19 protein-coding genes are annotated in these 24,003 nt (G+C 69.3%); 6 read left to right on the top strand and 13 right to left on the bottom strand.

All coding sequences use genetic code 11. The features are described from left to right. Nucleotides 1-45: 45 nt before the first annotated feature. Together HND91_RS16880 and HND91_RS16885 are read right to left on the bottom strand one after the other, a co-directional pair. On the bottom strand, nucleotides 46-819 hold the full coding sequence (locus HND91_RS16880; protein ID WP_343057386.1) for a DnaJ domain-containing protein: 774 nt from the start codon (nucleotides 817-819) through the stop codon (nucleotides 46-48). A gap of 37 nt (nucleotides 820-856) precedes the next feature. Beyond that, entirely contained in the window at nucleotides 857-1,630 is a 774-nt protein-coding gene (locus HND91_RS16885; RefSeq protein WP_181707777.1) for a VWA domain-containing protein, read from the bottom strand. Between the two features lie 138 nt (nucleotides 1,631-1,768). Between HND91_RS16885 and HND91_RS16890 the strand changes: the two genes are divergently transcribed. Continuing rightward, nucleotides 1,769-2,761: a calcium-binding protein gene (locus HND91_RS16890; protein WP_181707778.1), complete on the top strand. Its 993-nt coding sequence runs from the start codon at nucleotides 1,769-1,771 to the stop codon at nucleotides 2,759-2,761. A gap of 199 nt (nucleotides 2,762-2,960) precedes the next feature. On the opposite strand, the gene HND91_RS16895 is transcribed toward HND91_RS16890, so the two are convergent. From HND91_RS16895 to HND91_RS16905, 3 genes are all read right to left on the bottom strand, one after another. Continuing rightward, a complete protein-coding gene (locus HND91_RS16895; RefSeq protein ID WP_181707890.1) occupies nucleotides 2,961-3,335 on the bottom strand; it encodes a RidA family protein in 375 nt (124 codons plus the stop codon). Between the two features lie 509 nt (nucleotides 3,336-3,844). Continuing rightward, nucleotides 3,845-5,377, bottom strand: a complete 1,533-nt coding sequence (locus tag HND91_RS16900) for an acyl-CoA carboxylase subunit beta (protein WP_181707779.1) — start codon at nucleotides 5,375-5,377, stop codon at nucleotides 3,845-3,847. A 531-nt stretch (nucleotides 5,378-5,908) separates the two neighbouring features. After that, nucleotides 5,909-7,165 (bottom strand): amidase, encoded by a 1,257-nt coding sequence (locus HND91_RS16905; RefSeq protein ID WP_181707780.1) that lies wholly within the window; start codon nucleotides 7,163-7,165, stop codon nucleotides 5,909-5,911. Nucleotides 7,166-7,338: 173 nt separating this feature from the next. Here HND91_RS16905 and HND91_RS16910 point away from each other — a divergent pair, with 173 nt between their 5' ends. Continuing rightward, a complete protein-coding gene (locus HND91_RS16910; protein WP_181707781.1) occupies nucleotides 7,339-8,931 on the top strand; it encodes a sensor histidine kinase in 1,593 nt (530 codons plus the stop codon). 86 nt (nucleotides 8,932-9,017) lie between these two features. Beyond that, entirely contained in the window at nucleotides 9,018-10,238 is a 1,221-nt protein-coding gene (locus tag HND91_RS16915) for an alanine racemase (RefSeq protein WP_181707891.1), read from the top strand. A 1,164-nt stretch (nucleotides 10,239-11,402) separates the two neighbouring features. On the opposite strand, the gene HND91_RS16920 is transcribed toward HND91_RS16915, so the two are convergent. The 8 genes from HND91_RS16920 to HND91_RS16955 form a co-directional block, all read right to left on the bottom strand. Further along, the gene (locus tag HND91_RS16920) at nucleotides 11,403-12,035 is read right to left on the bottom strand and encodes a hypothetical protein (protein WP_181707782.1); all 633 of its coding nucleotides are present in this window, start codon (nucleotides 12,033-12,035) and stop codon (nucleotides 11,403-11,405) included. 592 nt (nucleotides 12,036-12,627) lie between these two features. Continuing rightward, nucleotides 12,628-13,038, bottom strand: a complete 411-nt coding sequence (locus HND91_RS16925) for a (R)-mandelonitrile lyase (RefSeq protein WP_181707783.1) — start codon at nucleotides 13,036-13,038, stop codon at nucleotides 12,628-12,630. Between the two features lie 299 nt (nucleotides 13,039-13,337). Then, a complete protein-coding gene (locus tag HND91_RS16930; protein WP_181707784.1) occupies nucleotides 13,338-14,324 on the bottom strand; it encodes an aldo/keto reductase in 987 nt (328 codons plus the stop codon). A 117-nt stretch (nucleotides 14,325-14,441) separates the two neighbouring features. After that, nucleotides 14,442-15,806, bottom strand: coding sequence for an aminotransferase (locus HND91_RS16935; protein WP_181707785.1), 1,365 nt, complete (start codon nucleotides 15,804-15,806; stop codon nucleotides 14,442-14,444). Between the two features lie 46 nt (nucleotides 15,807-15,852). Continuing rightward, on the bottom strand, nucleotides 15,853-16,728 hold the full coding sequence (locus HND91_RS16940) for an ABC transporter permease (protein ID WP_181707786.1): 876 nt from the start codon (nucleotides 16,726-16,728) through the stop codon (nucleotides 15,853-15,855). Beyond that, entirely contained in the window at nucleotides 16,725-17,744 is a 1,020-nt protein-coding gene (locus HND91_RS16945) for an ABC transporter permease (RefSeq protein ID WP_181707787.1), read from the bottom strand. The genes HND91_RS16940 and HND91_RS16945 overlap by 4 nt, the downstream gene beginning before the upstream one ends. Next, nucleotides 17,737-18,816: an ABC transporter ATP-binding protein gene (locus HND91_RS16950; RefSeq protein WP_181707788.1), complete on the bottom strand. Its 1,080-nt coding sequence runs from the start codon at nucleotides 18,814-18,816 to the stop codon at nucleotides 17,737-17,739. The genes HND91_RS16945 and HND91_RS16950 overlap by 8 nt, the downstream gene beginning before the upstream one ends. An 89-nt stretch (nucleotides 18,817-18,905) precedes the next feature. Continuing rightward, nucleotides 18,906-20,078 (bottom strand): extracellular solute-binding protein, encoded by a 1,173-nt coding sequence (locus tag HND91_RS16955; RefSeq protein WP_246329540.1) that lies wholly within the window; start codon nucleotides 20,076-20,078, stop codon nucleotides 18,906-18,908. A gap of 315 nt (nucleotides 20,079-20,393) precedes the next feature. Between HND91_RS16955 and HND91_RS16960 the strand changes: the two genes are divergently transcribed. The 3 genes from HND91_RS16960 to HND91_RS16970 all read left to right on the top strand — a co-directional run bounded on the left by HND91_RS16960 (nucleotide 20,394) and on the right by HND91_RS16970 (nucleotide 23,981). Further along, nucleotides 20,394-20,900, top strand: a complete 507-nt coding sequence (locus HND91_RS16960) for a nicotinamide-nucleotide amidohydrolase family protein (protein ID WP_181707790.1) — start codon at nucleotides 20,394-20,396, stop codon at nucleotides 20,898-20,900. Then, nucleotides 20,897-22,981, top strand: coding sequence for an NAD(+) synthase (locus HND91_RS16965; RefSeq protein WP_181707791.1), 2,085 nt, complete (start codon nucleotides 20,897-20,899; stop codon nucleotides 22,979-22,981). The genes HND91_RS16960 and HND91_RS16965 overlap by 4 nt, the downstream gene beginning before the upstream one ends. A 346-nt stretch (nucleotides 22,982-23,327) precedes the next feature. Continuing rightward, a complete protein-coding gene (locus HND91_RS16970) occupies nucleotides 23,328-23,981 on the top strand; it encodes a TerC family protein (RefSeq protein WP_181707792.1) in 654 nt (217 codons plus the stop codon). Nucleotides 23,982-24,003: the final 22 nt, after the last annotated feature.

Here is a 24,003-nt window from a genome sequence, read left to right on the forward strand (position 1 = left end):
AGCCGACAACCAATCCCGCGAGTTCATCTGTTTCGCGTTCGGGAGCTAGCGATGTTTGGAGAGAAGACGGTCCTTGGCTTCGTTGATCCGCGCCGCCAGGAAGGTGGAGCCGCCGTGGTCGGGATGAACCTTCTTCATCAGGCGGCGGTGGGCAGCCCGGATCTCGGGCTCCCCTGCCCCCTTCTGAAGCCCAAGGATCTGGTACGCTTCCTCTTCGCTCATGGCGCCCGCGTACGCCGGTCCACGCTCCCCCGCTGCAGCGTCAGCCTTCATGTGCTCACGCCAACGGGGCATTCGGCGGTCGAGATAAGCCTCTAGAAGCGCCCGGCTCTCCGCGTCGCCGGCGATCTCCGCGGCGAGGCGGCCGAGCGAGGAGAGGCCCAGGCTGTCCAGGTCGCGGCCTTCGAACGTCCCGGCCAGCACGCGGCCGGTCATCTTGCCGGTGTCGTGGTCGAGTTCCATCTCCAGCGCCGCCGAGCGCACCATGGATGACCGGGGACGCTGCGACTTGCCCCGCGCCCGCTTGCCGGACGGTTTCAGGAAGCCGCTGCCGCTGAGGGCGAGAAGCCCGAAGCCGATCGCCACCGCCAGGCCGACCCGCCCGGTGACGAGCAGCGCCAGGGCCAGCATCACGCCGAGGGCGATCAGCGCCTTCCGCCCGCTGGAGACGAGCGACGACGGGTTCGCGTTGACGAACCAGCGCAACCCGACCGCAGCGACCACCAGAACGATCAGTCCGACCAGTATTGGGTTCATGCCGACTTGCGCTTGACGGCGGGCCTTGTTCGCTCCGGTCCGTCCTGCGTCCTCCCCGATCATTTCTAGCACGCGCCCGACATCCGTCGAGCGTCCTTCGTCAAGATTTCAACGCCGTGATGAGCGCCCGCGCGGACCCGTCGCGGGCGGCGAGGTCCTCGAGGGCCGTCAGCCCGCCCGTCGCATAGGCCGCCACCGCCCTCAGAAGCCCGCGCAGGGTCTCCGCCGCGTTGGCGTCGAACCGCACGTGCGCCCCCTTGGTCAGCCGGGCGATGTCGGCGAACGCCGCCGAGGCCGCCGGGTCGCGCCCCTCCTGGAACAGGAAGGCCTTGGTGCCGTAGAGCGACAGCGTCCCAGCGGCGGCCGCCAGGTCGTCCGCCCGCTCCTCCATGGCGTCGCCCACATAGACGAGGGCGTCCACCTTGGCGATCTTCGCCTCGGCGATCGCGTGGCTCAGCACCTTGCCGATCTGGGTGTGGCCGCCCCGGCAGTCGATCTTGCCCATCAGCGCGTGCAGGGTGCGGGCGTCGCGCACGAACTTGCTGGCCCGGCATTCGCCGAAGCCGCGGAAATAGACGAGTTGCACGTCCAGCCCGCCGATCCGGCCCGCCTCCTCGAACATCTCCGCCTGCCAGTGCGCCGCCCGGTCCCAGGTCGGCTGTCGGCTCATGGTGGCGTCGAGGGCGAACACGATCCTCGCCCGCGCGTCCGTCGCCGGCGCCTTGGCGGCGGCATCCAGGAAGGCCGAGATCGCCGCCGGGTCCGACCGGGCGACGTCGGACGTCCCGGCGTCCGGCCGGGCGACGTCGCCCTTGGCGAACGGCTCCTTCAGGGAGGCGGGGCTATGCCCTGTGGTCGGATCCGTCTTGGTCATGGCCGAACTCCAGCCGAATTGCTCGAAGCGGTCCAGTCCGCTAAGCCGGGATTAACGACTGTCGTCGATCCTTGCCCTATCAGAATGGGGCGCGTCGACCGCCCCGTCCACAAGGGGGGACCTCCCCAGGCAACGGCGATGTCCAGCATCGGATCCACGTCTCTCCTGGCGAATTTCTTCGTCGCGGGTTCGCCCGACGATCTCTTCAGCGCCCGGAGCGTCTACTCCGGGCTGAAGTCGGCCGCCGGCCCCACCGACACCGTCGCCGTTTCCGATCAGGCCCGCATGCTCTTCGGCGTCCACAAGGCGCTCTCGCTCATGCAGATGTTCGCCCGCGCCGGCTCCGACCAGTCCGACAAGATCGCCGAATTGCAGGAGCTCACCGAGGACGGCTTCGACTCCTATGTGAGCGTGCCGGTCGACAATGTCATCGTCTTCGGCTCCGCGTCGTCGAGGAATCAGAAGTACGAGACCCTGTCCAACGCCCGAACCTGGACCGGCGCCGGTGCCGACAGCGTCACCGTCGGCGCTAATTCCGAGCTCTTCCTCGGCGGCGGCAACGACGTCGCCGATGCGGGCGAGGGGGCCGTCATCGACGGCGAGGATGGCGACGACGTGCTCGCCGCCGGTTCGGGCTCCATCCTCGTCGGCGGAGCGGGCGACGACACCCTCTCCGCCAGCAGCCAGAGCGAGCTCTACGGCGGCGACGGCAACGACACCATCGCGGCCGGCTCCATGAGCTGGATCGAGGCCGGCGCCGGCGACGACGTGGTCACCGTCGACGGCGAGGAGGCCGAGGTCTGGGGCCAGGACGGCAACGACACGATCACCGTGGGGGCGAACTCCACCGTCTCCGGCGGCCTCGGCGACGACGCCATCACGCTGACCGGCGACGGGAGCACCGTCCTCTTCGGCCCCGGCCAGGGCAGCGACACCGTCCGCGGCTCCGTCGCCTCCACCATCCGGTTCGGCGAAGGCCTCAGCGCCAGATCCCTCGCCGTCAAGGTGGAAGGCGACGACCTCGTCCTCTCCTTCTCCGGCAAGACCGAGACCATCACCTACAAGGACTACCAGGGCTCCTCCCCCACCCTCGTCTTCGCCGACGGCACCACCATCTCGATGACGTTCTGACCGCCCACCAGCCTCCGCCGGTGAACCAAGCTCCGGACCTCGGCGCGCCATGGTCCGAGAAGGCGGCCTCCCACGCACCGGGCCGCGCGCTCCCACGGCCCGCCGCACCTCCAACCGTCATGGTCCGCGCGGGCGGACCAGCCACCCATGCCGAGCCTCGACGCGTCCTGATCCGCCGTTCCAGATGGTCGACCGGCACTCACGGCCGCCGCGCGATCATGTCGATCTCCACGAGCGCCCCGACCGCGAGCGCCGTGACCCCGATCGTGGTCCGCCCGGGCAGTTTTCCTTCCTCGAAGAACGCCTTGTAGGTGGCATTCATCGCCGCGAAATCCCGCTCGAAGTGCGTCAGGTAGATCCGCACGAAGGTGACGTTCTCCAGCCCGAGCCCAAGCCCCGCGAGCACGAGCTTCAGGTTCTCCATCACCCGCGCCGTCTGCGCCTCTACGCCCTCCGGCAGCGGCCGCTCCGGCTCGTCCGGCCACGTGGGCATCTGCCCGGTCAGGAACACCCACCCGTCCGCCTCCACCGCATGGGAGAACGGCGCCACGGGGCGCGGGCCGGATGCGATCATGTGGTGAATGGGCAGCGACATCGGGCGACTCCTTGGATGGACGATGATCCGACGAGCCTACCCCACCGCCCGACCGAGTCGACCCACCAAGTTGACCGCGCCCGCCGACACGCGACACCCGCACGGCCGGCACGTGAACGCGCCACCGCCTCCCCAACCCGTCACCCCGGCGCACGCCGGGGCCCAACCGACGGCGGGACCACCCGCACCCTCGGCCCAGCCGACCTGCCCGCTGGATCCCGGCTTCACCCGGATGACGGCATGCGGGGGGCCTCATCCCCTCACGTGGTCGAGACGAACGCCCCAGCGGCCGTCGCAACGGAGCGCCCGAAGAGCAGGCCGCTCTGCCCACCCCTCCACCGTCATGGTCTGCTTCACGCAGACCATCCACGCATCCCGGTCCACCTGCCGCGCCCGCCGCCGCAACGGCGGCCCGCCTCACCTGACCATCAGGCCCGGAGGCGGACCATCCCGGCCTTCCGGGGCGATCCTATCGACCACCCACCCCCTCACAGCGGGATGTTGTCGTGCTTCTTCCACGGCTGCTCCATGTGCTTGTTGCGCAGCAGCCGGAGCGCCCGCGCCACGCGGCGGCGGGTGGAGTGCGGGAAGATCACCTCGTCGATGTAGCCGCGCTCGGCGGCCACGAACGGGTTGGCGAAGCGGGTCTCGTATTCCTTGATGCGGGCCGCGATCTTCTCCGGGTCGGAGAGGTCCGACCGGTACAGGATCTCGGCCGCGCCCTTGGCGCCCATCACGGCGATCTCGGCCGTCGGCCAGGCGTAGTTGATGTCGCCGCCGATGTGCTTGGACGCCATCACGTCGTAGGCGCCGCCGTAGGCCTTGCGGGTAATCACCGTCACCTTGGGGACGGTCGCCTGGGTGTAGGCGAACAGCAGCTTGGCGCCGTGCTTGATCAGGCCGCCGTATTCCTGCGCGGTGCCCGGCAGGAAGCCCGGCACGTCCACGAAGGTCACGATCGGGATGTTGAAGCAGTCGCAGAACCGCACGAAGCGCGCCGCCTTGCGGCTCGCGTCGCTGTCGAGCACGCCGGCGAGCACCATCGGCTGGTTCGCCACCACGCCCACGGTGCGCCCCTCCATGCGGCCGAAGCCCGTGATGATGTTCCGGGCGTGGGAGCCCTGGATCTCGAAGAACTCGCCCTCGTCGAGCGTCTTCAGGATCAGCTCCTTCATGTCGTAGGGCTTGTTGGCGTTGTCCGGGATCAGCGTGTCGAGCGACTTGTCGATCGCCTCGGCGTCGTGGTGGCACTCGATCTCGGGCAGGTCCGCCTGGTTGTTCGACGGCAGGAGGTCGATCAGCCGGCGCATCTCCACCAGCGCCTCGATGTCGTTCTCGAACGCGCCGTCCGCGATCGACGACTTGGTGGTGTGGATGGACGCGCCGCCCAGCTGCTCGTGGGTCACGGTCTCGTTGGTGACGGTCTTCACCACGTCCGGGCCGGTCACGTACATGTAGGACGTGTCGCGCACCATGAAGATGAAGTCCGTCATGGCCGGCGAATAGACGTCGCCGCCCGCGCACGGGCCCATGATCAGCGAGATCTGCGGGATCACGCCGGAGGCGCGCACGTTGCGCTCGAACACCGCGCCATACCCCGCGAGCGCCGCCACGCCCTCCTGGATGCGGGCGCCGCCGGCGTCGAACAGGCCGATGATCGGGGCGCGGTTCTTCAGCGCCATGTCCTGGATCTTCACCATCTTCTCGGCGTGCGCCTCGGACAGCGAGCCGCCGAACACGGTGAAGTCCTTGGCGAACACGAACACCACGCGGCCGTTCACCGTGCCCCAGCCGGTCACGACGCCGTCGCCGGAGATCTTCTGCTCGGCCATGCCGAAGTCGGCGCAGCGGTGCTCGACGAACATGTCGAACTCCTCGAAGGAGCCCTCGTCGAGAAGAATGGAGATGCGCTCGCGCGCGGTCAGCTTGCCCTTGGCATGCTGCGCCTCGATCCGGCGCTCGCCGCCGCCCATGCGCGCCGCGTTCCGGCGCCGATCGAGTTCCTCGAGCACGTCCTTCATTCCGCTTCCCTCGCCTGTCGATTGGTCGACGCCGTTTCTTGCCAAGCCCACGCATACCGCAGATGCGAAGCCCGGGCACTTTAGACGTTAGCCGACTCCGAACCACGCGACACGGCGGCGCGGCGCGCCCCCGTCGCGCCACGGCCGAGAATGCTGATTCGTATATTTTACAAGAAACAGCTCATGTTCGAGCTTCGTTCCGCTCGGGCGGAAGCAGGCGCGCCGAACCAGCGGCGCGACCGGGGAGGACGGGCCACCCCGGCCAAGGCGAAGGCCTCGCCGACCGCCGCCCCCCGGCGACGGGGAGCGGCTTCGAGCAGGAGTCTGACCGATGTCGCAAATGCGATGGAAGTTGGAGATCACACTTGCGAGATTTGCGGGCCGCTGGAGCATAACGGTCCGCATTCACTTGCGTAGTTGATCAAAGGAGCGGGCGGTTCGCGCTGCCCGTTCCACTCCGTAAATGTAGCAGAGGCCGCGGCCGTTTCAAAGCCCCGCCCGCCCTCGTCCTCAGCCCGCACCGGCTCCACGTCACCCGCGCGCCAGCGCCCGCTCCAGCCAGTCCGCCGCGGCGAGCGCGGTGCGGTCCTTGCCGAACGGCGCGACGATCTGCACCCCGAGCGGCAGGCCCGATCCGTCCACCAACCCCGGCACGTTGACGCAAGGAACCCCGAGCAGCGTCCACAGCGCGTTGAACTTCGGGTTGCCGGTGGAGCCCAGCCCCTCCGGGGCCGCGCCCGGCGCGGAAGGCGTCAAAAGCACGTCCACGTCCTCGAACGCGTCGGCGAACTTGCGCCGGGCCGCGTGGGCGGTGGAGCGGGCCGCGTCATAGGCGGTCGGGTCCAGGTGCCGGCCGTGGTCGAGCACCGCCCGCAGCTCCGGCGAGAGCGCCGCCCCGTGGGTGTCGTACTCCCAGGCGAGCGATTCCGCCCCCTCGAAATCGTTGATGATCCGGTGGGCGTCGGCCGCCTCGGCGAAGAGGCTCGGCAGCGTCACGTCCACCACCGTCGCGCCGCGCGCCGTCGCCCGCCGGGCGACGCTCTCCAGAGCCCGGCGCATCTCCGGCTCCGCCTCGTCCCATCGGTGCGTGCGCACGAAGCCGATCCGCGGCGCGCCGAAGTTTTTGGTGTCGACCCGCAGCGCCCGGCCGGTGATCGCCGACAGCACGAAGGCGCAGTCCGCCACGTGGGGCGCGAACAGGCCCACCGTGTCCAGGTGCCAAGAGAAGGTCTTCACGCCCACCGTCGGCAGCAGCCGGAACGACGGCTTCACGCCGGCGATGCCGCAGAAGGCCGCCGGCCGGATGGTCGAACCCGCCGTCTGCGTCCCGAACGCGAACGGCACCATCCCGGCCGCCACCGCCGCCGCCGACCCGGACGACGATCCGCCCGGCGTGCGCGCCGGGTCGTGCGGGTTCGTGGTCACCGTCGGGTGCATGTGGGCGAGCTCGGTCGTCCGCGTCTTGCCCAGCACCACGGCGCCCGCCCGCTTCGCCAGCGTCACCACCGGCGCGTCCGCCCGCGGCCGCCAGTCCGCCCAGATGGGCGAGCCGTACTCGGTCGGCATCTCGGCCGTGTCGATGATGTCCTTGACGCCGAACGGCAGTCCGGCCAACGCTCCCCCGACCGCGTTGCTGGAGCGCTTGTGCGCGCTGGCGAGGTCGAGATGCGCGAAGGCCTTCACGGTCTTCTCGCGCCGGTCGATCGCCTCTTCGACACGGTCGAAGATCCCCTGGATCGTCAGGCGGCCGGAATCGAGGTCACGCAGGAGATCGAGCACGGACAGCATCGCGAAGCCTCGCCGGAGGTGGGACCTGAGGAGCCGCGCATGAAAACCGCTGCCGGGCAGTCGTGCAAGTCCGCACCGCCGCGGACCGCCCGTCCCCGCCCCCTCGGCGACCCCATGCCGCTCCCGCCGCCCGCCCTTCTTCCGCCCGCCCTTCCTCGGCCCGGACCCGCCCGATGACCCGTCCTCCCGCCCCGCCATCCCGCCCCGCCGATCCCCAGGGCCACGACGTCGCCGACGAGCGGCGCTACCAGGCGGCCCTGGAGCGCATGGTCTCCACCGCCAACAGCCGCTCCGCCTCCCTCGCCGACACCGTCACGGCGCTCCTCGCCATCGGCCTCGACTTCTTCGACATGGACGTCGCCGGCATCGGCCGGTTCATCGACGGCGTGTTCGAGGTGGAGCACGTCCAGGCCCGCGACGGAGAGGTCCGCCTGCCCTTCTCGCGCATCCCCGCCGAGGAGACGCTCGGCGCCATGACCCACGACCACAACGAGCCGGTCGCCATCGAGGACCTGTCCGGCCGCGCCATCCCGTCCCCGATCGCCGGCGCCGAGCGCCCCATCAAGAGTTTCATCGGCCAGCGGATCGAGGTGGCGGGCGCCATCTACGGCACGGTCATGTTCTGCGGCCTGTCGCCCCGCACCCGCCCGTTCCGGCCGAACGAGATCACCCTGCAGCGCCTCCTCGCCCAGTGGATGGCCTTCGTGTTCGAGCGGCACGACCAGATGGCCGCGCTCAACCGCCGCCGGGCGGAGCTCCAGGTGGTGCTGGAGAACGTGCCCGCCCACGTGCTCACCCGCGCGCCGGACGGTCGCGCCCTGATGGCCAACGCCGCGGCCCGCGCCCTGGAAGCCCCGGCCGAGAGCGTCGCGCTCGACATGGAGACCCTGGCCGAAGGCGTTTCCCGCCTCGGCCACCTGGAGCGCTGGGAGGACGCCGACGGCCAGGTCCGCTGGATGCGCGCCGACCGCATCCCCTTCCCGGATCCGGCCACCGCCGAGCCGCGCCTCCTCGTGCTCGCCACGGACGTCACCGAACTGATCGAGAAGGAGCAGGCGCTCGCCCGCGCCAACGAGGGCCTCAACCAGTTCACCTTCATCGCGTCCCACGACCTGCAGGAGCCGCTGCGCAAGATCGGCACCTTCGCGGACATCCTCGGCGAGGGCCTCGCCACCGGCAACGCGGCGGACGTCACCTACGCGGCCGAGGTCATCCGCGAGTCCGCCCGCCGGGCGAGCCGCCTCATCAAGGACCTCCTCGCCTGGTCGCGCCTCGCCCACAAGCCGATCGAGCCCCAGTCCGTGCCCCTCGACCATCTGGTGCGGGAGACCGTCGCCGAGGTCCTCAGCGCACGGCCGGACGCAACCGTCGCCGTGGCGGACCGAATGGACCCGCTGGTCGTCCGGGCCGATCCGACCCAGGTCCGCCAGCTGGTCGAGAACCTCGTCGTCAACGCCCTCAAGTACGCCCATCCGGACCGCCCGCCCGCCCTCACCCTCCGGCTCGGCCGGCCGACCCCCTCCGGCCCGGCTGTCCTGGAGGTGGAGGACAACGGCATCGGCTTCGCCCCCGAGCACGCCGTCCTCATCTTCGAGCCGTTCCGGCGCCTCCACACCGAGAAGCGCTATCCGGGCAGCGGCATCGGCCTCGCCATCTGCGCCAAGGTCTGCGAGCGGCACGGCTGGACCATCGACGCCCGGGGCAGCGAGGGCGAAGGCGCCACCTTCCGTGTGGAAATTCCCCGTCGCGCCGTGGTGGCGCGCTGAAACGGCCGCAAGGAACCGGTCCTGTCACCGGATCGTCATCTCCCTGAGGTCCAACACGGACGAACGAGGAGAGAGACGAGGTGAGCATGGACGTCTTCCCGAGCGCGCGCGACATGGCTCTCGCCGAGCGGCCGGACCATCCGGTCTACTGCTTCCACAGGGGTGTCCTGGAGGCCGACGCGCGCGCCTTCCGGGACATGTTTCCGGGCAAGACGGCCTACGCGGTGAAGACCAACGGCGAACCCTTCGTGCTCCAGACCCTCGCGGATCTCGGCTACGACTGTTTCGACGTGGCGTCCCCGGCCGAGTTCGCCGCCGTGAAGGCGGTCGCGCCGAATGCCGAGATGCTCTACATGCACCCGGTCAAGGCCCAGTCGGACATCCGCCTCGCGTTCGAGAGATACCGGATCCGGGTCCTCGCCGTGGACCACGAGGACGAGGTGGCGAAGATCCTCAGGATCGTGCGCGCCCTCGACCTCGACCCCACGGAGATCACCCTCTTCGTGCGGATCGCCACCAAGGGCCATGCGGCCTACGAACTGTCCAAGAAGTTCGGCGCCGCGCCCGGCCACGCGGTGGAACTCCTGGAGCGCATCCACAACCTCGGCTTCCGCTGCGGCCTCTGTTTCCACGTGGGCAGCCAGATCGAGGATCCGGACACCTACGAGCGCGCCCTCGCCTCCGCCTCCTGGGTCCGGTCCCGCGCCGGCGTGCCGCTCGCCGGCCTCGACATCGGCGGCGGCTTCCCGGCCGTCTACGGCCAGGACCCGCGCAAGCGCGACAACGGCATGCCGACCCTGCCGGCGCTCATGGAGCAGATCCGCTCCGACATCGACGACTGGGGCTTTTCCGACGTGCCGCTCGTCGCCGAGCCCGGCCGCGTGGTGGTCGCCCACTGCCTGTCCCTGGTCGTGCGCGTGCTCCTGAAGAAGGGCCGCCGCCTCTACATCAACGACGGCATCTGGGCGTCGCTCTCCGACAGCTGGACCGGCAAGCTCACCCTCCCCGCCCGCCACATTCCCGACCCGGCGCGCCGCCGCCGCACCGGCGATCCGAACACGCTCGTCCCCTTCAAGGTCTGCGGCGCCACCTGCGACAGCGTCGACATCCTGTCCCGCCCCTTCTGGCTGCCGGAGACCGTCGACACCGGCGACTGGATCGAGATCGGCCACATCGGCGCTTACTCCCTGGCGCTCCGCACCCACTTCAACGGCTTCTACCCCGACCGCGTCGTCGAGGTGACCACCGCCTTCGAGGAAGGCGGCGACGCCCTCGGCACCGCCTCGGTCGAGACCATGGGCGAATAGGGAAGACCCCGCCCGCCTCCGCTCCCGGCGACGACCAGGTCGGACGTCAAAGCCGCCGGCGGTCGATCGAGCAAGCCGAAGGCGGGATTGGCAAGCGAACACCCGTCATTCACCCTCCCCGGTATCCCCAACGCGTCACCCCGGCGAAAGCCGGGGCCCAACCGACTGCGGGATCACCCGCGCCGTGGCGGTTGAGATCACCGACGGCTGGATCCCGGCTTTCGCCGGGATGACGGCAAAGGTGGAGGGGGCGGCGAAGGTCGATTGAGTGGCGAAGGTCGATTGGGTGGCGAAGGTCGATTGGGTGGCGAAGGTCGATTGAGTGGCGAAGGTGGATTGAGTGGCGAAGGTGGATTGGGTGGCAAAGGTGGAGTGTGCGGCGAAGGTCGATTGAGTGGCGAAGGTGGAGGGGGCGGCGGAGGTGGAGTAGGCGGAGGCTGGGGGGCAGCTAGACGCCCGTCATTCACCCTCCCCGGCATCCCCAACCCGTCACCCCGGCGAAAGCCGGGGCCCAACCGACTGCGGAATCACCCGCGCCGTGGCGGTTGAGGTCACCGACGGTTGGATCCCGGCTTTCGCCGGGATGACGGCAAAGGTGGAAGGGGCGGCCGAGGTGGAAGGGGCGGCCGAGGTGGAGTAGGCGGAGGCTGGGGGGGCAGCTAGACGCCCGTCATTCGCCCTCCCCGTTATCCCCAACGCGTCACCCCGGCGAACGCCGGGGCCCAACCGACTGCGGGATCACCCGCGCCGGAGCGGTTGAGGTCACCGACGGTTGGATCCCGGCTTTCGCCGGGATGACGGCAAAGGTGGAGGGGGCGCACCCCTCATGTCTCATGTCTCATGCCTCATGCCTCATGCCTCATGCCTCATGCCTCACACGCTCGCCCCCTCACCCCCTCACCCCCTCACCCCCTTTCCCCGTCATGGTGCGCGCAGGCGCACCACCCACGCATTCCCCTCCCCCCCTCACCCCCGTTCCCCGTCATGGTGCGCGTAGGCGCACCACCCACGCCTTCCCCTCCCTCCGCACCACCCGCGTCTCTCCCCCACCCCCCGAACGCGCGAAGGCCCGCCGGCTGGGGAGCCGGCGGGCCTCGCGAGGGGCATCCGAGGGGCGGCCGCGGCAGGGAGGAACCGGGCCGGGATGCTCGTCGCCGCTCGGCCTCACTGGGCCGAGCGGGCTTCCTGAAGGGCTTCCATGCAGGCGGATTCGTCGCCGCGGGCGTGCGCGTCGCGGGCGCGCTGCAGGGCGGCCATCTGGGCATTGCCGCCGCCGCTGGCGTCGGACATGCCGGGCTGGGTGGTGGTGCCTTCCGCGGAGCCGGAGGTGCCGGCCGCCGCCATGGTGCCGGTGGCGGTGGAGCCGCTGGCCGAGCCTTCGCCCTGGGCGCTCGCGGCCGCCGTGGTGTCGCCCTGCTGCTGGGCCTGGGCGTCCTGGCCGGAAACGGCGCGCTCGCGGTCACCGCCGCCTTCGGCACCGGCGAGCGGCATGGTGCTGCCGTCCTTCGACACCTGGCCGGCGTCGCCGGTCTGCGCCAGATCCTCGGACCCGCCGGAGGCGCTCGCCGAGCCGGAGCCCGACGCGGCGCCGGTCGAGGCGGCCTGGCCGCCCTGATTGCCGGACGCGTCGTCCGGGGTCTGGAGCGGCGCCAGTTTGCCGTCCTTGGAAATGCTGCCGGTCGCCTGGCTGTTGTTGGAGGTGAACTGAGCAAGCTCCTGGGCACAGTCGGCCGCGGCCGAACCGACGCCGAGTGTCAGGAAGGCGATGCCTGCGAGGAGAACTGACTGACGCTTCATCCCGTGTCTCCGTGTTCTTTGTCGTGTCCCGATGCGGCGTCCGCGTCTCGCGTGTCGGATCGGTCGGGCCGGTGAATCCGGACAGACCGCCGCAGAGTAGCCGCGGTCCCGCGTCCGGCAGTTGAATGCGCCACTGGCGCATTCAGGCACCGGAGCGGCGTCGGCGTGATCCGACACCCGCATCGCCATGTATAACCGGGGGCTCTACCAGATCGTTCCGAGGAACTTTCACCGTTTCGTCGCGACCTTGAGCTGAGCCGTCGACGTTTATTCTTCAGATTTCTGCGCCGGATCGGAACGAGACGGAAACTGATCGAAGAGAATGACGGCGCTTCACACCGGTTTGCCGACACAATCACCGAACAGTCTGCAATGAGGCGGGATAGATACGGCCGGCTGAAAATGCGCGACCGGAGCGCTTTCAGATCCTGACGGACTCGTCAGGTCGACGAGACATCGCTCCAGATTCAACAAGCTGAAGCATTCTCTCGGCGATCAGGTCATGCGACATGATCGGAGAATGCTCCACCCGCCGGCGCTCCAGGACCTTGAGCACCGTTCGAGGAAGCCGTCCGATATGGTCCGGGTCCGGTCAGGCGCCGGCGCGAACCGCCCCGTACTGGGCGTCCGTCACCGCTTCCAGCCAGTCCGCATAGGACCCGTTCACCGCCTCGTGGATGGCGATATGAGTCATGGCGGTGTCCGGCGCGGCGCCGTGCCAGTGCTTCTCCCCGGGCGCGATCCACACCGTGTCCCCGGCCCGGATGGACCGGATGGCCTCTCCCCAGACCTGGACGAGGCCATGGCCGGTGGTCACCAGAAGGGTCTGGCCGAGCGGGTGGGTGTGCCAGTGGGTCCGGGCGCCCGGCGCGAAGGTGACCGACACCGCGTGGACGCGGGCGGGCTCCGGCGCGTCCACGATGGGGTCCTGCCAGACCTGTCCGGTGAACCAGGCGGTGGGCGCGACCCTGGTCGGTCGCGTTCCGGCGGGGTGGATATCCATGGCTGCCTCCGGCTGCCCATGGTCGACGGGCGGGGGCCGATCCGGGCGTCGACGATGGGACTGACGACGAAAGGAGCCCGACGCCGCGGGTTCGAAGGCCGCTCCACATGGTCCCCGACATGGTCCCACGTCAAAGTGGCCATCAACCCGCGATGTGGCCCGATGTCGCCCACAAGCCGGACCGCCGGGCCGCGGAAACGCGGCCTTCGGATCGGGATGTGGGCGACGTCGGCGATGTCGCCGCGCGCGCCCCCGTCGGGCGGAACACTACACCCGCTCGGTCGCGGTTAGCCAGCCCGTCAGGACCAGCCCGCCACCGGATGGGGGACGTAGGGCGCCTCCAGGGCCGCGATGTCCTCCGCCGACAGCGTCACCCCGAGCGCCGAGAGGGCGTCGTCCAGGTGGGACATCTTCGTCGCCCCGATGATCGGCGCGGTCACGCCGGGTTTCGCCAGAAGCCAGGCGAGCGCCACCTGGGCGCGGCCAAGTCCGCGGGATTCCGCCACTTTCCCGACCGCCTCGATGACCGCGCGGTCCGCCGCCTCGGTCTTCTCGTAGAGCATCTTGTCCACCTTGTCGGTGCCGGCCCGCTCCGTCATCGGCTCCGCCGAATAGGGCCGGGTCAGCCGACCGCGGGCGAGCGGCGACCACGGGATCACGGCGATCCCCTCCGAGCGGCAAAGCGGCAGCATCTCCCGCTCCTCCTCCCGGTAGAGGAGGTTTACGTGGTTCTGCATGGAAACGAACCGCGCCCACCCGTTCTGCCGCTGGATCCCGAGCGCCTTCATGAACTGCCAGGCGGCCATGGAGGAAGCGCCGATATACCTTGCTTTTCCGGCCTTTACGATGTCGTGCAGGGCCTCGAGCGTCTCCTCGACAGGGGTCTCCGGGTCCCAGCGGTGGATCTGGTAGAGGTCCACATAGTCGGTGCCGAGCCGCTTCAGGCTGGCGTCGATCTCCCCCATGATGTGCTTGCGCGAAAGCCCGCCGCCGTTCGGCTCGTCCCGCATCCGGCCGTGCACCTTGGTGGCGATCACCACCTCGTCCCGTTTGACGAGATCCTTCAAGGCCCTGCCGAGTATCTCCTCGCTGGCCCCGATGGAGTAGACGTTCGCGGTGTCGAAGAAAGTGATCCCCGCCTCCACCGCCCGGCGGTAGAATGGCTTGCCTTCCTCTTCCGAAAGGACCCAGGAGTGGTTGCCGCGGGTGGGATCGCCGTAGCTCATGCAGCCGAGGCAGATGCGCGAAACCTTGAGGCCGGTCTGGCCGAAGCGAACATAGTCCATGGGATCGATCCTGGATGGGCGCGGGACCGGGTCGGGCGGCCCGGTCGGGAACAGGCGAGGACCGCCGACCATCCGTGAGGACGGCCGGCCATCGTCGGGGAGACGTTATACCCGCCTTCAGGACTGGAGGCTCGCCCAGACGTCGTCCAGGCCCTTCCTGAAGCGGGCGAGCATCTCCTCGACCTCCGCCTCGGTGATGATCAGCGGCGGCGTGAAGGCGATGCGGTCGGTGATGGCGCGCACGATCAGCCCATGCTCGGCGCAGGCGTCCTGCACCCGGATCGCCACCTTCTGCTCCGGCGCGAACGGCGTCCGGGTGGACTTGTCCGCCATCAGCTCGACCCCGGCGATGAGGCCGATGCCGCGGACATCCCCGACGAGGGGGTGGTCCTTCAGCGCCATCAGGCCGTCGAGGAAGGGCTTCGACACCCGCTTCACATGGCCGACGATGTCCCGCTCCTCGTAGATCTTCAATGTTTCCAAGGCGACGGCGCAGGCGACCGGGTGGCCGCCGTAGGTGTAGCCGTGGCCGAAGGTGCCGAGCTTGGCCGACTGGGCGACGAGCGCCCGGTCGATCTTCTCGGAAATCATCAGCGCCGAGATCGGCTGGTAGGAGGCCGACAGGGCCTTGGCGCAGGACAGCATGTCCGGCTTCAGCCCGTAGGTGGTGGTGCCCCACATCTCGCCGGTGCGGCCGAAGCCGCAGATCACCTCGTCGGCGAGGAACAGGATCTCGTACTTCTCCAGGATCGCCTGGACCTTCTCGAAGTAGGTGGCCGGCGGCGTCAGCGCGCCGCCGCCGCCCTGGACCGGCTCGGCGAAGAAGGCCCCGATGGTCTCCGGCCCCTCGGCGAGGATCAGCTTCTCCAGGTTGTCGGCCATGCGGGTGGCGAACGCCTCCTCGCTCTCGCCCTCCTCGTGGAAGCGGTAGTAGTGCGGGTTGTCCGTGTGCTTGAAGAGCGACAGCGGGGCGTCGAAGTCCGTGTGCATGTGCGGCTGGCCGGACGCGGAGACCGCCGCGATGGTGTTGCCGTGGTAGCCGCGCACCCGGCCGATGATCTTCTTCTTCTGCGGCTTGCCAATCGCGTTGTGATAGTACCAGACGAGCTTGATGGCGGTGTCGTTCGCCTCCGAGCCCGAACACTGGAAGAGCACCTTCGACATCGGCACCGGCGCGATGGACAGAAGCTTCGCCGCCAGCTCCACGGCGGTCACGTTCCCCTTGCCGAAGAAGGTGTGATAGTAGGGAAGCTCCAGGAGTTGCTTGTAGGCGACGTCCGCGAGACGCTTCTCCGAGAAGCCCAGCGACGCGCACCAGAGGCCCGCCATCGCCTCCAGATACTTCTTGCCGGTCTCGTCGTAGACCCAGATCCCCTCCCCGCGCGCCATCAGCGTCCCGCCGTGCTCCCGGTGGTCGGCGAGGTTGGTCTGCTGGTGGATGAGGCTCTCACGGTCCATCAGATCATGGGAATTGGCGAGCATGGCGGTATCTCCGGCGGGCTGAAAATGGGGAGGTTCAAGCGAGGGGTCATGTCGCGACGGGGACCAGGCCGGCGTCGTCCGCCGCCTGGGCGGCCTTGCGGCGAACCCTGGCGCGCGCGTCCTCGCGGCGCTTCAGGATCTCGTAGAGAACGGCGCCCGCCACTGTGACCGCCACGATCAGCACGGCGAGCGCGCTGAGCGCCGGGGTCGTGCCCTGGCGGACACGGCCGGCGAGCACGGTGGTCAGCGTCTTGTCGGCCAGGATGGCGAACGTGGTCGTGTTGTAGTTCTCGAACGACGACAGGAAGGCGATCGCCGCCGCCGACACCACCGCCGGCATCAGGAACGGCAGCAGGACGTCGCGGAACACCTGGGTGTGCGTGGCGCCGAGGTCGAGCGCCGCCTCCTCCAGCGCGCGGTCGAACCGCTGCAGGCGGGCGAGAAAGATCAGCATGCAGTAGGCGGAGATGAAGCTCGACTGCGCCAGGACGGTCATCAGGATCCCGTCGTAGAGACCCTTGAGGCCGGTGATGGTGGTGACGTCGCGCCAGAAGACCACGGTGGAGATGCCGATGATCACCCCCGGCGTCAGCACCGGCGAGACCACCACCAGGTAGTAGAGCGAGCGGGCGCGGGCGTGGATCTGCGTCATCACCAGCGCGCCGGCAAGGCCGGTCGGCACCGAGACCAGGACGACCAGGAGGCCGATCCAGAGGCTGGTCCGGAGGCCGGTCAGCATCTCGCCGTCGGTCAGGAGGGCGGCGAACCAGTTCAACGTGAAGCCCTCGAACGGCACCACCGCCGGATAGGTGGAGCTGTTGAAGGCGGTGATGCCCATGATCGCCAGAGGGGCGAACAGGTAGACGAAGAAGATCGCGATGTAGAGGCCGAGGATCGCCCGGCCGACGGCGCCGGCGCTCATCGGGTGATCTCCCCGAGGGTGAGCCGGCCGAGCCGCATGACGGTGAGCACGAAGACGATGCAGGCGATCAGCAGGATGAAGGCGTAGGCGGCGCCCTGGGGCCAATTGAACGCCTGATAGAAGCGGTCGTAGACGATGGGCGTGAACCACAGGGTCCGCGGTCCGCTGAGGACCAGCGGCGCGGCGAGCGCGCCGGCCGTCAGCATGAACACCAGGGTGCAGCCGCTGGCGATGCCGGGCTTGGCGTGCGGCATGACGACGAAGAGGTGGATGTGCCACCAGGGTGCGCCGAGGTCGCGCGCCGCCTCGATCTGGTTCGTGTCCAAGCTTTCGATGGCGTTGTAGAGCGGGAAGATCATCAGGAGCAGGTAGGCGTAGGAAAGACCGGCGTAGAGCCCGACGTCGAGGCCGAGAAAGTCGATCGGCTCGGCGATCAGCCCGAGGCCGAGGAGCGCCTGGTTGAGCACGCCGCCGGAGCCGAGGAGGATGCGGAACGCGAAGGCGCGAAGGATCTCGTTGACCCAGTAGGGCGCGATCAGGAGCAGCATGAGCAGCCGCACCCGCGCGGCGGGCGCCGCCTTCGCCATGTGGAAGGCGAGCGGGTAGCAGAGCGCGAAGTTGAAGGCGGTGATCAGCACCGACGCCACGATGGTGAGGCCGAAAGCCTGCAGGTGGGTGGTGTTCCAGGACGACGTGTCGGTCGCGGAGCCGAACAGGAAGTAGCGGTAGTTCGCGAGCGTGTAGACGTCCTTCTCGCCGCCGACCTGCGGCGGCGGCAGCTTCGGCCGGAACGACAGGTCCACCATGAAGAGCTGCGGCAGCACGATCATCACCACGGCCCAGAGGGCGACCGCCAGCACCAGATAGGTCGCGACGGCGACGCCGTTGCGCTGGACGAAGCCGAGCGGGGCGAGCGATCCGAGCCGCCGCCGCTCCATCAGGGCGGTGGCCCAGAACCAGGCGATCACCACCACCGGCAGGGCGAAGATGAGGACCTTGCCGACGGAACTATGCATGGGCGCCGCCTTCCGCCGGCACCACGAGGGCCGATGCGGGGTCGAAGCCGAGCACGACCTCCTCGCCCTCGGACGGTATCGCTTCCGCCGCCCGCCCGGCCGCGGTGAGCGTCACCGGCCGGTCGCCGCGGGTCGCGAACGTCACATGGGTGAGCGTGCCCTCGAATGCGGCGGTCTGGGCGACGCCGGCGAAGAGCTCGGAACCGCGGCCGATGACGAGCGCCTCCGGCCGGACGTAGAGCACCGCGTCGGAACCGACTCGCAGCTTGCGCAGGTTCCGGCCCCTGAGGACGCCGACCGCGGTCTCCACCGCGGCGATCTCGCCATCGACGGCCGAGACCCGGCCCGGGAAGCCGTTGTTCTCGCCCACGAAGGAGGCCACAAACGCCGTGCGGGGCGCCGTGTAGAGGGTGCGGCCGTCCGCGATCTGCTCGATCACCCCACGGTTCATGACCGCGACGCGGTCCGACATGGTCAGCGCCTCGCCCTGGTCGTGGGTGATGTAGATGAAGGTGATGCCGACCCGCCGCTGGATGGCGCGGAGTTCGTTGCGCATGTGCTGGCGGAGCTTGAGATCGAGAGCCGACAGCGGCTCGTCGAGAAGCAGAACCTTCGGCTCGACCGCGAGCGCCCGCGCGATCGCGACACGCTGCTTCTGGCCGCCCGAGAGTTCGTCGATCCGCTTGTCGGCGCTGCCGGGAAGCGCGATCAGGTCGAGCAGCCGTTCGGCGGTCTTCCGGCGCTCCGCCCGGGACACGCCCCGGACGCGAAGCCCGTAGGTGATGTTGTCGGCCACCGACATCATCGGAAAGAGCGCGAGGTTCTGGAAGATGAGCGCCGTCGGGCGGGCGTTCGGGCCCCTGCCCTTCATGTCCTCTCCGCCGATGCGCACGACGCCCTCTGTCGGTTCGATGAAGCCGGAAATGGTGCGCAGGAGGGTGGTCTTGCCGCAGCCGGACGGGCCGAGGAAGCTGAAGAACTCGCCCGGCTCGATGGAGAGGGTGGCGTCGTCCACGGCCGTGAAGTCGCCGAACCGGATGGTGACGTGGGACAGATCGACCGCGGCGGCCATGATGCTCCGGGGGACAGGAATGCGGGACTGGCGGCGCCGGCCCGCGCGATGACGGGCCGGCAGATCGGCGGATGCTCGGCGCACGCCGATCAGGCGGCCTTGAACTTCTCCGCGTACTGGGTGCGCAGGTCGGCGTACCAGGACGGCTCCGGCGGCCGGTTCCAGAGCTTCGACAGGGCGTCGCCCGGATAGGCCTCCTGGAAGTTCTTCTTGGCGACGTCGGAGAGAAGCGCGTCGGAGCCCTTCACGACCGGGTTGTAGCCCGAGCCGTCGGCGACGGCGGCGGAGATCTCCGGCGTGTGGACGTGCTTCAGCCATTCGTAGATCTGGTCCACGTTCTTGGCGGCGGCCGTCATCGCCCACCCGTCGATCCAGGCGATCGCGCCTTCCTGGGGCGCCATGTAGGAGACGGGCTTGCCTTCCTTCTTGAGGCTGAGCGGCGGGCCATCCCACGTCTGGCCGATGACGACGCCGTTTTCCATGAAGCCGGACTTGGTGTTGTCGGCGCTGTCCCAGAACTGCTTGACCCAGCTCTTCTTCTCGATCGCGAAGGGCAGGATCACGTCGTAGATCCTCTTGAACGACTCCTCGTCCTTGAACGCGTCGAGCATGCGGTTGGACGGCAGCTTGCCGGTGGCGTCCATCCAGAGCCCGATGCCGAGGAGGAGCGAGTGCGGCCGCCCCTGCATCTTGCCCTTGTACTCCTCGCTCCAGAGCGACCCGTAGGAGAGCGTCGCGTAGTCGAGCGTGGTGAGGTCGGTCCGCCAGGAGATGGCTTCCGAGCCCCAGCAGTGCGGCACGTGATAGAGGCCGCCATCCCAGGTCCACACGCTGGTGGAGCCCTCCAGCATGGCCGGCAGCAGGGCGTCCATGCTGATCCGATTGGTGTCGAAGGGGGCCAGGATGCCGAGTTCCTGGAACTGCGGCGCCCGATCGCGGGTGGGCTGGCAGAGGTCGAAGCCATCGCCGCCGGTCGCCTGCAGCTTGTTGATCTGCTCCTCGTTCTGGGAGAACGGGGTGGTGTTGACCTTGATGCCGGTCTTCTTGGTGAACTCAGGGATCACCGGATCGGGGAGCTCGTCGCTCCAGACCAGGAGGTTGATCTCGCCGGACGACGAGAAGGCGTCGCGGACGATCCACGGCCCGGCCGCCGCCACGGCGCCGAACGCAGCCGTGGTCTGGAGGAGCTGACGCCGGGTGAAATCCTTTGCGGCCGCTGCGGTCTGTTCGCTACCGGTCGGCGATACGATCTTCGACTTCATTGCCCCGCCCTTTGGTGGAGGTGTGCATGGACGGCGCATGGAATGCAGAAACCTTGCCATGACCGGCGGATGGCAGGCTGTTCGGCCCGGAGCGGCGCGGATGACGGCCGCGGGACGCCGGACGACCGGCGTCTGTTTCGGCCGCTCACACATCCGTTCCGGTAACCATGCCGAGATCTCAGGCAGCGCCTGCCCGGTCGAGGCGCAGCGCGCCGGGTGCATCGGATCTCACGCGTCTCTCCGGCGCGACAGGCGAACACTCCATGGCCACGCGCGTTCGGAGAGTGTTGCCGTCTCCACCGGAGGACCAAGCCCGTGACCGAAACCCTGTCCAGCGTTCTCCCTGACGACGTCGAGCGCGACACCCGGCGGGTGCTGCAGACCGCCTGCGAACAGGCGTTGACCCTCGCGACCGCGGAAAGCTGCACCGGCGGGCTGATCGCGTCGCTGCTCACCGACGTGGAGGGCTGTTCCCATGCCTTCTTGGTGGGATTCGTGGTGTATACGGAAGAGGCCAAGACCGCGCTCCTCGGCGTGCCGGCGGAGATGATCGAGGCGGAGGGGGTCGTGTCCAGGTCGGTGGCGGTGGCCATGGCCGAGGGAGCGCTCGCCCGTTCGAGCGCGGACATCGCCATCTCGACGACCGGCTACGCCGGCTCGGCGGGACGCGACGGGGAACCGGGCCTCGTGCACTTCGCCTGCGCCCGACGGGGGCGGGAGACGGTGCACCGGGAGGAGCATTTCGGCGACGTCGGCCGCGGCGAGGTCCGCCTCGGCTGCCTGAGGACGGCGCTCAAGATGATGGGAGACATGCTGCGGTGAGCGAGACGACCAGCCCGGCGCCGGAGACGACCGTCGCGCACCCCTTCCATTCCATCCACCGGCACGGCCTCGTCCGGCTGGCGGCCGCGACGCCTCACGTCCACACCGCCGATCCCGCCCGCAACGCGTCGGCGACCATCGAGCTCGCCCGGCGGGCGGACGCCGAGGCGGTGGATCTCGCCGTCTTTCCCGAGCTCGGGATCAGTTCCTACGCGCAGGACGACCTGCACCTGCAGGACGCCATCCTGTCCGACGTCGAGGCGGCGCTGGCGCAGGTGGTGGAGGCGAGCCGCAGGCTTTCGACGGTGCTCCTCCTCGGGGCGCCGCTCCGCCGGGAAGGACGGGTCTACAACTGCGCGGTGGTGGTGGCGCGCGGCCGGGTGCTCGGCGTCGTGCCGAAGGTCTTCCTGCCGAACTACCGCGAATACTACGAGAAGCGCTGGTTCGCCTCCGGGGCGGGCCTCGCCGGGCTTCAGATCGACCTTCTCGGCGCGCGCGTGCCGTTCGGTTCGGACCTCGTGTTCGAGGCGAGCGACCTCAAGGATTTCATCTTCCACGTGGAGATCTGCGAGGACTATTGGGCGCCGACGCCGCCCTCCACCCTCGGCGCGCTCGCGGGCGCGCTGATCCTCTGCAATCTCTCCGCCTCCAACATCACGGTCGGCAAGGCGCTCGACCGGGCGCTCCTGTCGGCGTCGCAGTCCATGCGGGCGGTGGCGGCCTACGCCTATTCGGCGGCCGGCCCGGGGGAAAGCTCCACCGACCTCGCCTGGGACGGCCAGGGGATGATCTACGAACTCGGCGACATGCTCGCCCAGTCGGAGCGCTTCGCCCGCGAGCCGCAACTCGCCATCGCGGACGTGGACACCCAGCGCATCCGCCTGGAGCGCATGCGCACGCCGACCTTCAACGACGCCGCCGCCGGCGCCGGCCACCCGGAGACGCGCTTCCGGCGGGTCCGCTTCGCCCACGAGCCGCACATGGCGGACGTGGGCCTGCGCCGGCCGGTGCGGCGGTTCCCCTACGTGCCGAACAGCCGGGAGCACCTGGACCTCGACTGCTACGAGGCATTCAACATCCAGGTCTCGGCGCTCGCACGGCGGTTCCAGTCCACCTCGGGCGACCACATGGTGATCGGCGTCTCGGGCGGGCTCGACTCCACCCACGCGCTCATCGTGGCCGCCAAGGCGTGCGACCATCTGGGGCTGCCGCGGTCCACCATCCTGGGCTTCACCATGCCGGGCTTCGCCACCGGCGACGAGACGAAGGCGAACGCCTGGGCGCTGATGCGGGCGCTCGGCGTGGAGGCGGCCGAGATCGACATCCGCCCGGCCGCGCGCCAGATGCTGGGCGACATGGGCCATCCGTTCGCGGCCGGGGAGCCGGTCTACGACGTGACGTTCGAGAACGTGCAGGCGGGGCTTCGCACCGACTACCTGTTCCGCCTCGCCAACCAGCGGCGCGGTTTCGTGGTCGGCACGGGCGATCTGTCGGAGATGGCGCTCGGCTGGTGCACCTATGGGGTCGGCGACCAGATGAGCCACTACGCGGTCAACACCGGCGTGCCGAAGACGCTGATCCAGTACCTGATCCGCTGGTGCGTGCGCACGGGCCAGTTCGACGAGGCCACGTCGGACACGCTGACGCGCATCCTCTCCACCGAGATCTCGCCGGAACTGGTGCCGGCGGACGCGGAGGGAAAGATCCAGAGCACCCAGTCGAAGATCGGGCCCTACGAGCTGCACGACTTCTTCCTGTTCCACATCCTGCGCTACGGGCAGCCGCCGTCCAAGGTGGCCTTCCTGGCCTGGCACGCGTGGAAGGACCGGTCCGAGGGCCTGTGGCCGTTCGAGTTTCCGGACGAGGCGAAGAACGCCTACGACCTGCCGACCATCCGGCGCTGGCTGGAAAGCTTCCTGTTCCGCTTCTTCACCATCAGCCAGTTCAAGCGGTCGGCGATCCCGAACGGCCCGAAGGTGTCGGCCGGCGGCAGCCTGAGCCCCCGCGGCGACTGGCGCGCCCCGTCCGACTCCACGGCGGACGCCTGGTTGAGGGAGCTCCGCGCCGCCCTGCCGGACTGAGCGGGCGGAGCAATGCGGGACGCGCCATACGTGTCGCTACGGACACATTCGACCGACATATGAGCCGTCCGGCCCGACGCGGCTTGCGTCGGGCGCGGAGCGGGCCTAGACCGCAGCGGGAACGAGAACTGCTGCTCGGCGTTCTTGGACCTTCAAGCCAGGCCGGGCCCCTCTGGCAGTCCCTTTCCGGGCTGCGATGTCGGACTGGACTCCGCAACGGTGCGGCTCGACATGGCCTACCCTCCCGTTTCGTCTCGCCGTCCGGCCAGCCCTTCTCCGGCCCGGCGCGCGTCCGACGGGTGATGACCCGCCGAGCCCGCTCTTCAGGAACAAGGGTTGGCTTTTCATGGAAATCTTCACGGGTGAAGGGCTCACAGCCCTCCTCCAGGTGATCGCGATCGACCTCGTGCTCGCGGGCGACAACGCGATCGTCATCGGCCTCGCCGCCGCCGGCCTGCCGAAGGATCAGCGCAACAAGGCGATCCTCATCGGCATCATCGCCGCCACCGTCCTGCGCATCGGGTTCGCCGCCGTCACCACGCAGCTCCTGCAGATCCTCGGCCTTCTGCTCGTCGGCGGCATCCTGCTGCTGTGGGTGTGCTGGAAAATGTGGCGCGAGCTGCGCCACCACAACGAGGAGGAGTCGGCGACCGAGGCGCTGACCGACGAGGACCTCAACAAGGACGGCACGATCGCCGGCGGCATCCCGCGCAAGACCTTCAGCCAGGCGGCCTGGCAGATCGTGGTCGCCGACGTCTCGATGTCGCTCGACAACGTGCTCGCCGTGGCCGGCGCCGCCCGCGAGCACCCGACCGTGCTGGTGATCGGCCTCGCCCTCTCGATCGCCCTGATGGGCCTCGCGGCGACCTTCATCGCCCGGCTCCTCAGCAAGCACCGCTGGATCGCCTACGTGGGCCTCGTGATCATCCTCTACGTGGCGCTCGAGATGATCTACCGCGGCGCGCTGGAAGTCTGGCCCGTGGTGAACGGGGCGACCTGACCGCCCTCACGAGACCGTTCGG

Origin of the sequence: Chthonobacter rhizosphaerae, from assembly GCF_013839525.1 — a bacterium.
Classification (GTDB): domain Bacteria; phylum Pseudomonadota; class Alphaproteobacteria; order Rhizobiales; family Pleomorphomonadaceae; genus Chthonobacter; species Chthonobacter rhizosphaerae.

Coding starts and splice junctions, on each gene's coding strand:
- HND91_RS16880 (WP_343057386.1), bottom strand. CDS start 819: ATGATCGGGGAGGACGCAGGACGGACCGGAGCGAACAAGGCCCGCCGT.
- HND91_RS16885 (WP_181707777.1), bottom strand. CDS start 1,630: ATGACCAAGACGGATCCGACCACAGGGCATAGCCCCGCCTCCCTGAAG.
- HND91_RS16890 (WP_181707778.1), top strand. CDS start 1,769: ATGTCCAGCATCGGATCCACGTCTCTCCTGGCGAATTTCTTCGTCGCG.
- HND91_RS16895 (WP_181707890.1), bottom strand. CDS start 3,335: ATGATCGCATCCGGCCCGCGCCCCGTGGCGCCGTTCTCCCATGCGGTG.
- HND91_RS16900 (WP_181707779.1), bottom strand. CDS start 5,377: ATGAAGGACGTGCTCGAGGAACTCGATCGGCGCCGGAACGCGGCGCGC.
- HND91_RS16905 (WP_181707780.1), bottom strand. CDS start 7,165: ATGCTGTCCGTGCTCGATCTCCTGCGTGACCTCGATTCCGGCCGCCTG.
- HND91_RS16910 (WP_181707781.1), top strand. CDS start 7,339: ATGACCCGTCCTCCCGCCCCGCCATCCCGCCCCGCCGATCCCCAGGGC.
- HND91_RS16915 (WP_181707891.1), top strand. CDS start 9,018: ATGGACGTCTTCCCGAGCGCGCGCGACATGGCTCTCGCCGAGCGGCCG.
- HND91_RS16920 (WP_181707782.1), bottom strand. CDS start 12,035: ATGAAGCGTCAGTCAGTTCTCCTCGCAGGCATCGCCTTCCTGACACTC.
- HND91_RS16925 (WP_181707783.1), bottom strand. CDS start 13,038: ATGGATATCCACCCCGCCGGAACGCGACCGACCAGGGTCGCGCCCACC.
- HND91_RS16930 (WP_181707784.1), bottom strand. CDS start 14,324: ATGGACTATGTTCGCTTCGGCCAGACCGGCCTCAAGGTTTCGCGCATC.
- HND91_RS16935 (WP_181707785.1), bottom strand. CDS start 15,806: ATGCTCGCCAATTCCCATGATCTGATGGACCGTGAGAGCCTCATCCAC.
- HND91_RS16940 (WP_181707786.1), bottom strand. CDS start 16,728: ATGAGCGCCGGCGCCGTCGGCCGGGCGATCCTCGGCCTCTACATCGCG.
- HND91_RS16945 (WP_181707787.1), bottom strand. CDS start 17,744: ATGCATAGTTCCGTCGGCAAGGTCCTCATCTTCGCCCTGCCGGTGGTG.
- HND91_RS16950 (WP_181707788.1), bottom strand. CDS start 18,816: ATGGCCGCCGCGGTCGATCTGTCCCACGTCACCATCCGGTTCGGCGAC.
- HND91_RS16955 (WP_246329540.1), bottom strand. CDS start 20,078: ATGAAGTCGAAGATCGTATCGCCGACCGGTAGCGAACAGACCGCAGCG.
- HND91_RS16970 (WP_181707792.1), top strand. CDS start 23,328: ATGGAAATCTTCACGGGTGAAGGGCTCACAGCCCTCCTCCAGGTGATC.